This window comes from Janthinobacterium sp. BJB301 (assembly GCF_002735685.1).
In the GTDB taxonomy this organism is placed as follows: domain Bacteria; phylum Pseudomonadota; class Gammaproteobacteria; order Burkholderiales; family Burkholderiaceae_D; genus Janthinobacterium; species Janthinobacterium lividum.
On sequence record NZ_PDZJ01000001.1, the window covers coordinates 149,940 to 166,062 of the forward strand.

A 16,123-nucleotide genomic window follows, 5' to 3' on the forward strand; every position below is an offset into this window, starting at 1 on the left:
GGCGCCGTAACTGGAGGCAATCGTACGACTTGTTACCAGCATGCCACTGTATATTAGCAACAATGATGAGCTTGATAACTAATATTACATTGATGTTGTATTCCTGCCGCGTTCTGTTGTTTTTCCGGGCTTCTCTCGGGCAACTATCGTGCGCCGCAGTCAGCTCCGCCACTTTTCATCAAGGAGTTACCCGTGCCTGACCACCCCCGTGCTGTTTCTTCCCCGTTGTCCGGCAAATTGGCCCCGCTGGGTCTGCTGGCGGTGCTGCTGTCGCTGGGCATGGCTATGCCGGCCTGGGCCGATAGCGGCGTGTCCCTGTTTTCACCGAGCGGCACGGTCAAGGCCGTGCGCCAGGTACGGGCCCAGTTCTCCACGCCGATGGTGCCGTTCGGCGACATGGGTTTGCCCGCGCCGTTCGCCATCGATTGTGGCAAGGCCGAACCTGCCGCCGTGGCGGGCGCGGGGCGCTGGGCCGACGAGCGCAACTGGAACTATGATTTCGAGCGCGACTTGCCGGCCGGCGTGGCGTGCAGCTTTACCTTGAAAGCGGGGCTGAAGGACCAGGCAGGCAAGCCCTTGCAGGGCACTAGCGCCTACCGCTTTTCCACGGGCGGCCCGGCCATCGTCGAGGCCGTGCCGTATGACGGTCAGCCGTATATCGATGAAAACCAGATCTTCGTGCTGGGCCTCGACGCCGTGCCGAACGACGCCAGCGTGGCCGCCAACGCGTATTGCCGCGCCGATGGCATCAATGAAAAGATTCCCGTGCGGCAGCTTGTGGGCAAGGAACTCGAGCAGGTACTGACCCTGCGCAAGAGTTTTCTCGACCGCTACCTGACCGTGTATTTCAAGAAGCGGGGCACGCTGTGGAAGGTGGGCATGCCCGTCGCCAGCAAGGGTGCGCCGCCGCTGCCTGTGACCGTGTTGCAATGCAAGCGCAGTTTCCCCGCCAACGCCAAGGTGTCGCTCGTGTGGGGCGAAGGCATCGCCAGCGCCAGCGGCATCGCCACGGACAAGGCGCAAACGCTGCAGTTCAAGACGCGTCCCGATTTCACGGCCAAGTTCAGCTGCGAGCGCAGCAATCCGAAGGAACAGTGCATTCCCTTCCTGCCCATGCGCGTGCAGTTTTCCGCGCCCGTGAGCGCGGCGCAGGTGCGCGCCATGACCCTGAAGGGCGGCGGCAAGACGTATGCGCCGACGATTGCAAAAGAAGAGGAAAAGGCGGAATTCCTGTATGGCGCCACCTTCAACGGCCCGTTTCCCGTGCAGGCCAGTTTCGTGCTGGCCCTGCCGCCGAAGCTGACGGATGACGCGGGCCGCGCCTTGCTCAACCGCGCGCGCTTCCCCATGACGGTGCGCACGGGCGAACAGCCGCCGCTGCTGAAGTTCCCGGCCCCGTTCGGCATCATCGAAGCCAAGGGCGACGGTTTGCTGCCTGTGACGGTGCGCAATATCGAACCTGTGCTCTCCGGCAAGGAAGTCGCCCAGCCAGCCGCCGCCGCGGGCGCCACCTTGCGCGTGCCCGACAATGACGACAAGTTCATCATCGAGTGGATGCGGCGCCTGGCCGGCAATGGCGACGGGGGCGAATACTGGCAGCCGTACGCCCAGTACGCGGGCAACATGAGTAAATCCGTGCTGGCCGACGCTGCCGGCACGCGCCCCATCAGCTTGCCTCGTCCGGACGGCAAGAAAACCTTTGAAGTGATCGGTATTCCTTTGCTGAAACCGGGCTTTTATGTGGTCGAACTGGCCAGCCCCATCCTCGGCAAGGCATTGCTGGGTAAACCGACGACGGCCTACATCCGCACGGCCGCGCTGGTGACGAATCTGGCGGCCCACTTCAAGCATGGCGCGCAATCGTCGCTCGTGTGGGTGACGTCGCTGGACAAGGGCGCGCCTGTCGCGAAGGCGCAAGTGGCCGTGCGCGACTGCGCCGGCAAGCTGCTGTGGCAAGGCGCCACGGGCGCGGACGGCGTGGCGCACATCCCCGGCGAGCTGGCCAATTCCTCGTGCAAGAACAATGGCCGCTACTTTATCAGTGCGCGCAGCGGCGGCGACATGACGTTCACCCTGTCGGACTGGGTGGGCGGCATCGAAGCCTGGCGTTTCAATTTGCCCACGGACGACACGCGCGCCGACAACACCTTGCTGGCCACGGTATTCGACCGTACCTTGCTGCGCGCCGGCGAAACCGTGCACATGAAGCATTTCATCCGCAAGCACACGGGCGAAGGCATGAGCCTGGTCGACAAGAACAACGGCCCCGGCAGTGCCACCTCCATCGTCATCACGCACCAGGGCAGCGACCAGAACTACCAGTTGCCCCTGCGCTGGTCCGCCAGCGGCACGGCGGAAAGCGACTGGCTCATTCCCGCCGATGCCAAGCAGGGCGAATACAGCGTGACGATGGCGGGCCGCCCGTCCGGCAGTTTCCGCGTGGAAGCGTTCCGCGTGCCGACCATGAAGGCCGTGCTGCAGGGACCGAAGGCGCCCGCCGTGCAGGCGAAGCAGCTGGCCCTCGATGCGCAAATCACGTATCTGGCTGGCGGTGCCGCCACGAATGCGCCCGTCAAGCTGCGTACGGTGCTGCAAGACAAGAGTGTTTCCTTTGCCGATTATCCCGAATACAGCTTCAGCAATGGCGACGTGAAGGAAGGGCTCGTCAAGCAGGGCACAGGTTACGACGACGATGAAGGCGAGTGGCAGGACGAGGGCAATGGCGGGCGTGCCGGTGCTGGCGCGGCGGCTGCGCGCACGCAAAGCTTGACCCTGGACAAGGCGGGCGGCGCGCGCATCGTCATCGACCAGCTGCCACAGCTGTCCACGCCGCGCGACCTGGTGGCGGAAATGGCTTTCCAGGATGCGAATGGTGAGACGGCTTCCGTGGCGACAAGAGTGCCGCTGTGGCCATCGAACGTCGTGATCGGCATCAAGCCCGATGCCTGGGCCTTGAGCAAGGATGCCTTCAAATTCACGGTGGCCGTGCTCGGTACCAATGGCAAGCCGGTGGCGAACGCCCCGGTCGCCGTCGACTTTTTCCAGCGCAACAGCTATTCGCACCGCCGGCGCCTGATCGGCGGCTTCTATGCATATGAAAACAGCAGCGAAGTGGTCAAGCTGGGCCCGGCATGCTCAGGCAAGACGGACGCCAAGGGCCTGTTGATTTGCGACGTGAAGGCGCCCGCCAGCGGTAATCTGATTTTGCGCGCGCGCACGCAGGATACGTCCGGCAACGCGGCGGTGGCCAACCGCGAAACCTGGGTGGCCGGCAGCGGCGACTGGTGGTTCAACGCCAGCGATAATGACCGTATCGACGTGCTGCCGGAAAAGAAACGCTATGAACCAGGCCAGGAAGCAAGCTTGCAGGTGCGCATGCCGTTCCGTTCCGGCACGGCACTGATCACGGTCGAGCGCGAAGGCATCCTCGACACCTATGTGCGCCAGCTCAATGGGCGGGAACCGGTGGTGACTATCCCGGTCAAACCGAACTATGCACCGAATGTGTATGTCTCCGTGTTTGTCGTGCGGGGCAGGGTCGATGGCGTGCAGCCGACGGCCCTGGTGGACCTGGGCAAGCCCGCTTACAAGATGGGCATTGCACCGCTGAACGTGGGTTGGCAGGCGCATGAACTGAACGTCATGGTGGTGTCCGACAAGGAAGTATATAAAACACGCGACAAGGCGGAAGTGTCCGTGCGCGTGCGCCGCGCCGATGGCAAACCGCTGCCGGCCGGCGCCGAAGTGGCGCTGGCAGCCGTCGACACGGGCTTGCTGGAACTGATGCCCAACGATAGCTGGAAGCTGCTCGACACCATGATGGCGCAGCGCAGCCTGCAGGTGGAAACGGCGACGGCGCAGATGCAGGTGATTGGCAAGCGCCACTTCGGCCGCAAGGCCTTCCCGGCCGGCGGTGGCGGCGGCAAGGGCGCCAGCCGCGAACTGTTCGACACCCTGCTGTTCTGGAAGGCCACCGTCAAGCTCGACGCAAAAGGCGAAGCGACGGTGCAAGTGCCGCTGAACGACTCGCTGACGGCGTTTCGCATCGTCGCCATCGCCAGCGCCGGCAAGGAATTGTTTGGCACGGGCAGCACGGATATCCGCAGTTCGCAAGACTTGATCTTGATGTCGGGCTTGCCGACCCTCGTGCGCGAAGGCGACCAGTTGCGCGCGGGATTTACCGTGCGCAACACCTTGGCCGCATCCTTGAGCGTGGACCTCAACGCCAGCGCGGCCGGCAAAGCCTTGCCGCGCCAGAGCTTGACCCTGGCGGCGGGCGAAGCGCGCGAAACGGGCTGGGATTATCAGGTGCCGTTCGGCGCGACCAGCATTGTGTGGGAGATAGTCGCCAAGGCGGGCAGCCATACGGATAAACTCAAAATCACGCAAAAGGTGGGCCAGGCCACGCCCGTGCGCACGTATCAAGCCACCTTGCAGCAGATTGACAAGCCCATCAATATGTCCGTGCAGATGCCGGCCGGCGCCTTGCCGGGCCGGGGCGGCATCCAGACGAGCTTTGTCGCCAGGCTGGGCGGCGAGCTGCCCGGCGTGCGCGAGTACATGGCGGCCTATCCGTACACCTGCTTCGAGCAAAACACGTCGAAGGCCATCGCCCTGCAAGACCAGGAGGCGTGGAACAAGCTGGCCGCCAGCCTGCCCGCCTACCTGGACAGCGACGGCCTGCTGAAATACTTCCCCATCATGGAGCAGGGCAGCGACAGCCTGACGGCGTATGTGCTATCAGCCACCCGGGAAGCGGGCTATGCGATTCCCGAACAGACGAAGAACCGCATGGAAGCAGCCTTGACGGCCTTCGTGCAGGGCCGCATCGTGCGCCGTTCCGCGCTGGATACGACCGACCTGGCCGTGCGCAAGCTGGCCGCGCTGGAAGCGCTGTCGCGTTCGAACAAGGTGCCGCCCGATGCGCTGGAGAGCATCAGTATCAGCCCGAACCTGTGGCCGACGTCCGCCGTCATCGACTGGAGCTTGTTGCTGCAACGCACGCCAAGCCTGGCGCGCCGCGATGTCCTGCTGGCCGAGGCGCAGCAGATATTGCGCGCGCGACTGAATTTCCAGGGCACGACCATGGGCTTTTCCACCGAGCGCAAGGATAACTGGTGGTGGCTGATGGTCTCCGGCGACGTCAACGCCAACCGGCTGCTGCTGGCCGTGATGGACAATCCGGCATGGAAGGACGACATCGGCCGCCTGGTGCGCGGCAGCATGGGCCGGCAAAAGAAGGGCCGCTGGGATACGACGGTGGCCAACGCCTGGGGCACCCTGGCGATCGCCAAGTTCTCGGCCAAGTTCGAAGCCACGCCCGTGACGGGCGCCAGCGCCGTCAAGCTGGGCAGCGATACGCAAGCGCTCGTGTGGAATGGCGCGGCGAAGGTCGGCCCCGTGCTGCAAGCGTGGCCGAAGGGCACGGACACCCTGGGCTTGGCGCACAGCGGCACGGGCAAGCCCTGGGCCACCGTGCAAAGCCTGGCGGCCATCCCGCTCAAGGCGCCCGTCTCCAGCGGTTACACGATCAAGAAAACCATTATGCCGGTGGAACAGAAGACGGCAGGCGCCTGGTCGCGCGGCGACGTCTACCGCGTGCGCCTGGACTTGTCGGCGCAGGCGGACATGAGCTGGGTAGTGGTCGACGACCCGATTCCCGCCAGCGCCACGGTGCTGGGCAATGGCCTGGGACGCGATTCGCAGCTGCTCACGGCGGGCGAAAAATCCACGGGCTGGGTCTGGCCCACGTTCGAAGAGCGGGCGTTCGACGCTTTCCGCGCGTATTACGCCTTCGTGCCAAAGGGTAACTGGAGCGTGGAATACACGGTGCGCCTGAACAATGCAGGGGATTTCAGCCTGCCGGCCACGCGCATCGAAGCCATGTATTCGCCCGAGATGTTTGGCGAGTCGCCGAACGCGAATGTGAAGGTGGCGCAGTGAAAGGGTTTGTTTTACTGATGGGCGGCTTGCTGGCCGGCCCGGTCTTCGCTGAAGCGATATTGACACCGGCCCAGGTGCAGGCCGCGTACCGCAGTTCGGAAGCGCAGCTGCTGGACCGCAGCGGCGTGCCGCTGCAATCCTTGCGCGTGGACATGAAAGTGCGCCGCTTGCCGTGGGTGCCGCTGGCAGATATCTCTCCCTCCGTGCAGCAGGCCGTGCTGCTGGCGGAAGACCAGCGTTTCATGCGCCATGGCGGCGTGGATGTGTCCGCGCTGGCCACGGCCGCCTGGGACAATCTGTTTTCGAAAAAGCCTCGGGGCGCTTCGACCATCACCATGCAGCTGGCAGGCCAGCTGGACGCGGACTTGCAGGCGTCTTCGGGCGGACGCAGCCTGCGCCAGAAATGGGACCAGATGCGTGCGGCCCAGGCTATCGAGGATAGCTGGAGCAAGGCGCAGATTTTCGAAGCGTATTTGAACCTCGTATCGTTCCGTGGCGAATTGCAGGGCATCGCGTCCGCCTCGTACAGCCTGTTCGGCAAGGCGCCGTCGGGCCTGAACCAGACGGACGGCATCATTTTGGCCAGCCTCGTGCGGGCGCCGAATGCGCCGCCGGCCGCCGTCACGCGCCGCGCCTGTGCGCTGGCGAAGGAATGGCGCATGGACAGCAGCTGCCAGCTGATCGGCCAGCGCGTGCAGACGGCCTTGCAGCGTAACGCCCTGTATGCGGAGCTGGCGCCGGCGCCGCAAGTGGCGCAGCAACTGTTGAAACAGCCGGGCGCGCAAGTGGCCAGCACCCTGGACGGCCCCTTGCAGCGTTTCGCGCAGGAAAACCTGCGCCAGCAACTGGCGTCCTTGCGCGAGCGCAATGTCAACGATGGCGCCATCATCGTGCTGGACAACCGCAGCGGCGACATTCTCGCCTATGTGGGCAATGCGGGCGGCAGCCATGTCGATGGCGTGGCGGCCCTGCGCCAGGCCGGTTCCACCTTGAAACCGTTCTTGTATGAACTGGCCATCGAGCGCCGGCTGATGACGGCCGCGTCCGTCATGGACGACTCGCCGCTGGACGTCGCCACGGCGTCCGGCATGTATGCGCCGCAAAACTACGACCGCAATTTCAAGGGATACGTCAGCGCCCGCACCAGCCTGGCCAGTTCGCTCAACATTCCCGCCGTGCGCACGGTGTTGCTGACGGGGCAGGACGGCTTCTATAACCGCCTCAAGGACGTGGGCCTGTCCAGCCTGACGGAACCGGCCGAATACTACGGTCCTTCGCTGGCGCTGGGTTCGTCCGAAGTAAGCCTGCTGGAACTGGCCAACGCCTATCGCGCGCTGGCCAATGGCGGGCTGTACAGCACGGCCAGCCTGCAGCCGGGCCAGGCGGGCAAGGATCGGCGCCGCGTGATGGAGCCGGGCGCTGCCTTCATCGTCGGCGACATCCTGGCCGACCGCGCCGCGCGCAGCATGACCTTTGGCTTGCGCAACGAGCTGGGGACGAATTTCTGGAGCGCCGTCAAGACGGGCACGAGCAAGGACATGCGTGACAACTGGTGCATGGGCTACTCGGCGCGCTACACGGTGGGCGTGTGGGTGGGCAACTTCGACGGCAAGCCCATGTGGGACGTGTCGGGCGTGACGGGCGCCGCGCCCGTGTGGCGCGACGTGATGGATTACCTGCACAAGAACGTGCCCAGTCATGCCCCGAAAGCGCCGCCCGGCGTATTGCAGCAGATGGTGGCGTACCAGCCCGCGCTGGAAGCGCCGCGCCGCGAATGGTTTATCGCCGGCACGGAAAGCCCCGTCATCGCCGTATTGGGCGACACCGTGAAGCCACCCGCCATCGTGTATCCGGCCGAGGACAGCATCCTCGCCATCGACCCCGACATCCCGCCCGCCTTGCAGCGCGTGTTCTTCCAGGCCCAGGGCAGCCACGCCTTGCGCTGGGTGCTTGATGGCAAGGACATGGGCGCGGCGCTTGACAGCATCAGCTGGCGCCCCGTGCCGGGCAAGCATGCGCTGGCGCTCGTCGACGGCGCCGGCAAGACGGTGGCGCAGGTGGCGTTCCAGGTGCGGGGCAATGCGCTGGCGCAGCTGCATTAGGCGGAACGATTCGTGCCCTTGGCCGCTTTCTGGCGCAGTATTGTCAGAAAGTATTTACGGCGCGCTGATGATCTTCGTCAGCGCGATGCGGTACGCGGGCTGCACGTCGCCATCCTTGTCCAGCTTGTCCGTCATGATCACGCCGTAGCCTTGCGCGTACCACACGTATTCGCCGCTCTTGCCTTTGCTCTTGCCACCGACGTCGCGCAGTTCGAACTTGCAGGCATCGGGGAAGCGGCGGCCGCCCAGTTCCAGGCGCTCCCAGCCCAGGAAGGTGATGGAGAAATCGCGTTTGTCGGTGCGCGTGGAGGTGGTGATCTTGTCGGACAGGCCCGCCAGCGGATAGTGGGTGTCCGTTCGCGTGTCCGTGAACTGCACGCGCACTTCCTGGCCGGGGCGCATGTTGGCGGGGATGGCGGACTGCGGCGTGTAGACGTTCTTGCTGCGCACGGTGCCGTCTTCGTTGTAGTGGATGGCGCCCGTCAGGAATACCTGGCCGTCGCGGATGTCCTGGTAAGACGTGGCCAGCAAGACGCCGCCGTCGAGGATCAGCTGCGTGCCCTTTTGTTTCTTGCCTTCGAAGGTTTCCTCGACGTTGACTTGCGCATCGCCATTGTTCTTGCTGAACTTGATGCCTGTCGTCAGCTCCATGCATTCGCCCACCGTGGGCGCCGCCTGCACGCTCGCGGCCGCGAATACGCTGGCCGCCACTATTCCACACCATGCTGCTTTCATTGTCATCCTGAATATATTGCAAAGGCGCGATGATAACGTGCCTTGGAGCAATGTGGCGCAGCGCTGGAGGCAGACTTAGCGGGCCGGCGCGACTGGCGTCGCTGGCGGCGTGGTGGCCGGTCCGCTGGCGGCCGGAGTGTCCGGCGCGGCTACGGGCTTGCCGCGCCGCGTGCGTTTGTCCGTGCGCGTCTTGGCGGGCTTGGCGTCGTGGATCGGCTTGCCTTTATTGTCGAGCTTGTCGGACTGGTCCGATTTCTGGCCCGGATCGTTGGGATTGTTGGTGTGGTTGCCCGTCTGGTTCAGATTCGTCGTCGACTGGGCTTGCACCCAGGCGCCGCCGACGGTCATCAGGGTGGCGGCCAGCAAGAGAGCGGCGGTTTTCATGGCAGTGTCCTGTGCAGAAATGAGGAAGAGCTTGCATTCTCACACAGGATACCGGCGGCACGGGTAGGACGCCGCCTCATGGCTGTGTCGGCTACTTGCTACTGATTATCGGAATTGTTCCGTCGAGATATCGAAGCGCTTGAGCTTGTCGTACAGGGTTTTCTTTGGAATATTCAGGCTGGCAGCCGCGTCGATGACGTTGCCGTTGTGGCGGCGCAAGGCTTCTTCGATGATGGAAATCTCGAACGTGTCGACTTGCTCGGCCAGCGAGGCTTCGCGGCAGCCGGCAGGGCTCAGGGTGTCGTCCAGCAAGCCCAGCACGAAGCGGTCGGCCACATTGTGCAGCTCGCGCACATTGCCGGCCCAGCGCTGCGCCATCAGCGAGGAGATCAGTTCGCCGCTGACGAGGGCGGCCGGCTGGCCGTAGCGCAGGGCTGCCTGCAGCACGAAAAACTCGAACAGCAGCGGGATATCCTCGCGCCGGTTGCGCAGGGCGGGCAGGGTCAGGCTGGCCACGTTCAGGCGGTAATACAGGTCGGGACGGAATTTCCCTTGTTCCGCCAGCACATTCAAATCCTCCTTGGCGGCGGCGATGACGCGGAAATTGACGGAAATGAGTTTATTGGAACCGAGCCGCTCCACTTGCCGCTCCTGCAGCACGCGCAGCAGTTTCACTTGCAGGGCCAGCGGCATGCTTTCGATTTCATCGAGAAACAGGGTGCCGCCGTTCGCATATTCGATCTTGCCGATGCGCTGGCGCTGCGCGCCCGTAAACGCGCCTTCCTCGTGGCCGAACAGTTCCGATTCGAAGATCGATTCGGGCAGGGCGCCGCAGTTGATGGCGACGAACGGATGGTCGCGCCGCTCGCTGAAGTCGTGCAAGCAGCGGGCGATCAGTTCCTTGCCGGTGCCCGTTTCGCCGAGGATGATGATGTCGGCCGATTTTGGCGCCAGGTTCAGCACCAGCTGGCGCACCTTGGCCATGGCCGCGCTTCGGCCCACGATGCGCGCCGCGATGCCGACGCGCTGCTCGAGCTGGCGGCGCAAGTTCATGTTTTCCAGCACCAGATGGCGCTTGTCGAGCGCGCGGCGGCATACTTCCACCAGCAAGTCGGCGGAAAACGGTTTTTCGATGAAATCGTAGGCGCCACGGCGCATGGCGCCCACGGCCATCGAAACGTCGCCGTGGCCCGTGACGAGGATGACGGGCAGGCTGGCATCCTGCGCCACGGCGATATCGAGCAGTTTCAAGCCATCCATGCCGGGCAGCTTGATATCGCTCAATAAAATGCCGGCAAATTCGGGCACCAGGTAGGGCAGCGCTTCCTCGGCCGTGGCGACGGCCGTCACTTGCAAGCCCGCCAGCTCCAGCGATTGCCGGGCACCCTTGCGCACGACGGCATCGTCTTCCACCAGCAGCACTTGCATGCCTTCAAAATTATTCTCGTGCATTCCCTATTCCTTCGTCTCTATCTTATTCTCCCCCGGGGCGCAGCTCAGGGTGATGGTAAATTGTGCGCCGCCCCCTTCCTGCGCGCTGCGGTTGCGCACGGCCAGGGCGCTGCCGGCCGCGCGCAGTATGCCTGCGCTGATCGATAATCCCAAGCCCAGCCCGTGTTCCTTGGTGGTATAGAAGGGGTCGAAGATCTTGTCGAGCGAAGCGAGCGGGATGCCGGGACCATTATCGGTGATATGCAGCACGGCAAGGTCGCCTTCGCGGCGCACCTGGAACCAGATGTGCACGGGCTCGCTTTCCGGCACGGCATCCATGGCGTTCGTGATCAGGTTGGTAAACACCTGTTCCAGGCCGATGGCGTTGCACAGCACGATGATGTCGTCCTCAAGCCAGCTTTCATGCAGGGTCAGGCGCTGCGAATGCTTGCGCGTGCGGATTTGCAGCATGGTTTGCGCAAACGCCTGGCGCACGCTGACGGGTTTGCGGGCATCGTCGCTGCGCCGGGCAAAGCCTTTCAGTTGCGACGTCACATAGCCGAGCCGCTTGACGAGGTCGGATATGGTCGACAGGTTGTCGAGCGCATCATCGATGCGCCCGCGCGCCAGGAACACCTTGGCATTGTCGGAAAACGTTTGCAGGGCGGCCAGCGGCTGGTTCAGTTCGTGCGTGACGCCGGCCGCCATCTGGCCGATGGCCGCCAGCTTGCCGCTTTGTACTAGTTCCGCCTGGGCATAGCGCAGGGTTTGCTCGGCCCGTTCGCGCTCGGCCACCTCGGCCTGCAGGCGGCCATTCGCATGGACCAGGTCGGCCGTGCGCTGTTCGACCTTGATTTCCAGCTGTTCATAGGCGCGCGCCAGGGTTTGTTGCGCATTGAGCTTGTCGGCGATGCGGCGCCGGCGCTGGCGCGCATACATCAGGGCCAGCAGCAGCAAGGCCCAGCCCAGCGCGGCGGCGATGGCTGCATTGCGCGCCGCCTCGTCGACCTGGTCGAGCTCGGCCAGCACGGTGATCTGCCATTGCAGCGGACCCAGGGAGCGGTTCACGGCCAGGTAGTCTGCGCTGCCGGACAGGGCAGGCGTGTCGCCCGTCTGCGGACGTTCCAATGTCATCACGCTGGCGCCATCGGCAAACTGGCGCCGCACGCGGTGCGGCAGGATGGGCAGGTTTTCTTGCAAGAACTGGCGCTGTTCGCTGATGTCTTTCTTGGCGTCCGCAGACAGCGGGGCCAGGGTCTTGAACTTGAACGCGGGTGTGGTCGCCAGGATCAGCACGCCATTCGCATCCTTGACCCAGATCTGTTCACCCGCGCCGGGCGTGCGCCACGATTGCTCGATCCAGTCCAGGTTGACCTTGGCGGCGACGATGCCGATGATGCGCCCGTTGCGCTGCACGGGCTGCGAAATGAAATAGCCGGCTTCGAAGGTCGAGGCGCCGATGCCGTAGAAGCGGCCGATGCCGCCCGCGAACGCATCCTTGAAGTAGGGCCGGAAACCGTAGTTGACGCCCACGTAGGAGCTGCGGTCTTGCCAGTTGCTCGACGCCAGGGTCGTGCCCTTGTCGTCGAGCACGTAGACGGCAAAGGCGCCCGCGCGGCGGTTCATGTCGACCAGGTAGGCGTTGATCTGCGTGACCTTGTCGGCGCTGGGCTGTTCCAGCAATTGCGCGACGGCATCGCTCTGGGCCACGGCCAGGGGCAGGAATTCGTACTTGTTGAGGGCGCCGCCGATGGACGCCGCATACAGTTCCGCGCGCGAATCGAGGGTGCGGTGCAATTCATCGAGCTGGCGCTGCTTGACCCAGGCATACGACGCCCACGTCAGCACGACCAGCGAGCCCACGGCCAGCAGGGGGGCGAGCGCGGGTCTCAGGGGCCATTTGCCGAATGCCATGGTGCTCCGTGTGTCGGGTTAAAAACAGCGATATTGTAAAGCTGAAACCCGCAAGTCGAGGACTGGGGTCGGACCTTAAGGTCCGACCCCGGCATTTGCTTTCGGGTTTGGTCGCACGACGACTAATCTGCCGTACTTGCCATCGTTTCCGCGTTGTGATGACGTTGCTGCTCTTCCATCACCATCTCGCCCAGCATGCGTTTCAAGCGGTTGAACTCGGGGTCGCTCGGGTCGCGCGGGCGGGGCAGGTCGATGGCCACGTCGCGCTTGATGGTGCCGGGACGGTAGGTCATGACGATGGTGCGGTCGGCCAGGTAGATCGATTCCTCGATCGAGTGGGTGACGAAGACGATGGTGGTGCCGAAGACTTTCCAGATTTTCAGCAATTCATCTTGCAGGTTGCGTCGCGTCAAGGCATCCAGCGCGCCGAACGGTTCATCCATCAGCATGATCGGCGAATCGAGGGCCAGCACGCGGGCGATGGCCACGCGCTGGCGCATGCCGCCCGACAAGTCTTTCGGGTAGCGGGCACGGAATTCCGTCAAGCCCAGCATGCTCAGCAGCATGTCGACCCGTTCCTTGATCTCGGCCGGCGTCTTGCCGGCGATTTCCAGGCCGAAAGCGATATTGCTTTCGATAGTCATCCAGGGGAACAGCGCGTATTCCTGGAACACCATGCCGCGGTCGGGACCGGGTTCGGTGATCAGCTTGCCGCCGGCCAGGATCTGGCCCGAGGTCGGCTGCGAAAAGCCGGCGATGGCGTTGAGCAGGGTCGACTTGCCGCAGCCGGACGGTCCCAGCAGGCAGATGAACTCGCCGCTGGCGATTTCCAGGTTGATATCCTTCAGGGCGATGACGTCCGCGCCGCCCGTGGTGAAGATTTTATTGACTGCGTTGATATTGATCGTGGTCATGGCCGTTCCTCTCAGTGTTCCAGGCCGCGGTGCCACTGCAGCAAATGATTATTCAGGGCATTCATGGCGATATCGATGGCCAGGCCGAACAGGCCGATGGTGAACATGCCGGCGATAATCTTGTCGGACCAGAAGTACTCGCGCGCTTCCAGGATGCGGAAGCCGAGGCCGCTATTCACGGCGATCATCTCGGCCACGATCACGACGATGAAGGCCGTGCCCATGCCGATGCGCGCGCCGGCCAGGATATACGGCGTGGCCGCCGGCAGGATGACGCGGCGGAACATGGTCATCTGGCTGGCGCCCAGGTTGCGCGCGGCACGGATGTAGATGCCGTCGACCTGGCGCACGCCGGCGATGGTATTCATCAGCACGGGGAAGAAGGAACCGATGCTGATCAGGAAGAAGGCGGGCGGGTTGCCCAGGCCGAACCACAGGATCGCCAGCGGAATGTAGGCGATCGGTGGAATCGGGCGCAGCACCTGCACCAGCGGGTCGAACAGTTTATAGATGGTCTTGTTGGTACCCATCAGCAGGCCCAGCGGCAAGGCCAGGCCGGCGCCGATGGCAAAGCCGCCCAGCACGCGCGACAGGCTGGCCCAGGCATCGTGCGGCAGTTCGCCGGAGAACATCCACACCAGGTAATTGCCCGCTTCGGGCGTGTAGGCTTCCATGGGGATCAGGTATTCATACCATTTCACCACCACGGCGACGGGCGACGGCAGGATCTGCGGGTTGATCCAGCCAAACGTCGACATGGCTTGCCACAACAGCAGCACGGCGACGGGCACGGCGGCGCCGTGCGCGAAGCGTTTCATCATTTGAATATTCATCGTGACACTTTCAGATTAGCGAGGTGCGTAGGACTTCTTGGCTTTTTCCAGCAGGTCCAGCTTGACCCAATCCTTGGCGACAGGCGCTTTGGCCATGCGGCCCACGCCGAACTTCACCATGTAGTCGGTGGTCAGCTGCACGTGGCTTTGCGTGATGTCTTCCGTGAAGATGGCATTGTCGATGGCATCGCGGTAATCCTCGGTGGTGATCTGGTTCTTGAACATCGATTCGCGCACGTATTTTTCCGCCAGTTTCGGGTCGGCCAGGAAGGCGCGCGTGGCAGCGACGAAGCAATCCATGAAGCGCTGGGCCACGGCCGGCTTTTCCTTGTACATTTTTTCCGTCATCACGAGCGCGCGCACGGGCTCGCCCAGCGGCGTGTCGTAAGGCTTGAGGATGGCCGCGCCGTATTTCTTGTGGATCGCCTGGGTCGAGTACGGCTCGGACTGGCTCATGACGTCGATATCCTTGGTCAGGAGCGCCTGGTTCAAGTCAGGGTAGCCCATGTACAGGATCTGCACGTCCTTGCCCGGCTTGTCGGACCAGGTCAGCTTGGCCTTGGTCAGTTCGGCAAACAGCAGGATTTCCTGCGGGCCGCCGCGCGTGACGCCGACTTTCTTGCCTTTCAGGTCGGCGATGCCCTTGATGTTCAGGTCGGGACGGCCGACGATCTGCACGCCGCCCTTGGCGAAGCCGCCCACCAGGTACACGGGCAAGCCCGTGGCGCGGCCCGTGATGGCCGCTTCCAGCGCGCTGGCGGACACGTCGATTTCGCCGGCGATCATGGCCGGCACGATGTCGAGGCCCTTGGCGAAGATCCGCTCTTCAATTTTCAGGTCGTATTTCGGCGCGATTTCCTTCATGTAGGCGACTGCGCCGTAATGGGCGAATTTCAGGTTGCCCAGGCGTACGGTATCGGCTGCGTGGACGGCCAGCGGGAATTGCGCGGCCAGTGCGACGGCCACGGCCAGTGCCTTGGTATTCAGGAAGGATGCGATGCGGAAGGTGCGTGCCATGCTGTTGTCTCCAAAATGTAGATGGTTTTATATAGTGGGTCAGGCTGCCGCTCTGATGGCGGTTATGAAAATATAAAAGCATCTTCCGTGCCAGTGGAGCGCATTTTGGCGTTTATTGCAAGTGATTGTTTATAAAGGTTTAATTTGGATCTATTGAAAATAGGAAATGGCGATATTCCGCCTTTCCGCACGGGGAGGGGAAAGGCTGTGCGGATTGCCGCATTTTTGGCGGACGGGCCCGATGTCCGCTTGCGGGTTCATTGCAGGTGAACCTTCATGGCGTAGCCGACTCCAATCGTAAAAAAACGCGTTGCAGACAGGCTGGCAACGCGTAACTCCCCCGTGGAGTAGGGGCGGCGCCGCGTGGGCGCCTGATCGATCGCCGTCCGGCGGCCTCGTCTTCAGGCTTTACTTCGGCGCCGTGGCGGGCGGCAGCGCGGGCGCGGTGGCGGGGTCGGTCAGCGGCGCAGGCGGCGTCGTGCTGCCTGGACCCGTCTCCGGCGTGGCTGGCATGACGGGGGCCGGCATCACTTGCGGGGTGGAAGCGGGATTGGGTGCCGTTTCGGGCAGGGGCGGCTCGGCCGGTTTTTTACAGGCGGACAGGCTGACAAGCAAGGCGGCGGCCAACAGGGCAGGTATTTTCATGATATTTCCTTTGCAAGAGTCGAAGGTGCGCGATGCGGGCGGCGGGCGCCGCGTGCGAAGCTTGAATTTATTGCAATGGTGGTTCCGCTTCTGTTCGCTATTTCACTTTGTGCCATGAATGGGAGCACAGAGCGGGAGTGCAGAGTTTTTAGATGTTTTTTTGAAATGCCATGAGAGAAAGAATTCAGTAGGGCAATATTTTTCA

Annotated in this window: 10 protein-coding genes; 2 read left to right on the forward strand and 8 right to left on the reverse strand. The window is 63.4% G+C overall.

Translation table 11 applies throughout. The features are described from left to right. Positions 1–192 precede the first annotated feature (192 nt). Both CSQ91_RS00740 and pbpC read left to right on the forward strand, forming a co-directional pair. On the forward strand, positions 193–5,943 hold the full coding sequence (locus CSQ91_RS00740) for an alpha-2-macroglobulin family protein (RefSeq protein WP_257217182.1): 5,751 nt from the start codon (positions 193–195) through the stop codon (positions 5,941–5,943). 17 nt (positions 5,944–5,960) lie between these two features. Continuing rightward, a complete protein-coding gene (pbpC, locus tag CSQ91_RS00745) occupies positions 5,961–8,045 on the forward strand; it encodes a penicillin-binding protein 1C (protein WP_099387113.1) in 2,085 nt (694 codons plus the stop codon). A gap of 54 nt (positions 8,046–8,099) precedes the next feature. Here pbpC and CSQ91_RS00750 read toward each other — a convergent pair whose 3' ends face one another. The 8 genes from CSQ91_RS00750 to CSQ91_RS00785 form a co-directional block, all read right to left on the reverse strand. Beyond that, positions 8,100–8,780, reverse strand: coding sequence for a hypothetical protein (locus CSQ91_RS00750; protein WP_143450913.1), 681 nt, complete (start codon positions 8,778–8,780; stop codon positions 8,100–8,102). A gap of 75 nt (positions 8,781–8,855) precedes the next feature. Beyond that, positions 8,856–9,164 carry a hypothetical protein gene (locus tag CSQ91_RS00755; protein ID WP_070278600.1) on the reverse strand — a complete coding sequence of 103 codons (309 nt, stop codon included), beginning with the start codon at positions 9,162–9,164 and terminating at the stop codon, positions 8,856–8,858. Positions 9,165–9,269: 105 nt separating this feature from the next. Then, positions 9,270–10,616 (reverse strand): sigma-54-dependent transcriptional regulator, encoded by a 1,347-nt coding sequence (locus CSQ91_RS00760; protein WP_099387115.1) that lies wholly within the window; start codon positions 10,614–10,616, stop codon positions 9,270–9,272. Positions 10,617–10,619: 3 nt separating this feature from the next. Next, a complete protein-coding gene (locus CSQ91_RS00765) occupies positions 10,620–12,509 on the reverse strand; it encodes a sensor histidine kinase (protein ID WP_099387116.1) in 1,890 nt (629 codons plus the stop codon). 122 nt (positions 12,510–12,631) lie between these two features. Beyond that, entirely contained in the window at positions 12,632–13,423 is a 792-nt protein-coding gene (locus CSQ91_RS00770; RefSeq protein WP_034786306.1) for an ABC transporter ATP-binding protein, read from the reverse strand. 11 nt (positions 13,424–13,434) lie between these two features. Beyond that, entirely contained in the window at positions 13,435–14,244 is an 810-nt protein-coding gene (locus CSQ91_RS00775) for an ABC transporter permease (protein ID WP_370385376.1), read from the reverse strand. A gap of 27 nt (positions 14,245–14,271) precedes the next feature. Beyond that, positions 14,272–15,273: an ABC transporter substrate-binding protein gene (locus CSQ91_RS00780; RefSeq protein WP_034786304.1), complete on the reverse strand. Its 1,002-nt coding sequence runs from the start codon at positions 15,271–15,273 to the stop codon at positions 14,272–14,274. A gap of 408 nt (positions 15,274–15,681) precedes the next feature. Continuing rightward, entirely contained in the window at positions 15,682–15,918 is a 237-nt protein-coding gene (locus CSQ91_RS00785) for a hypothetical protein (protein ID WP_070255060.1), read from the reverse strand. Positions 15,919–16,123 lie beyond the last annotated feature (205 nt).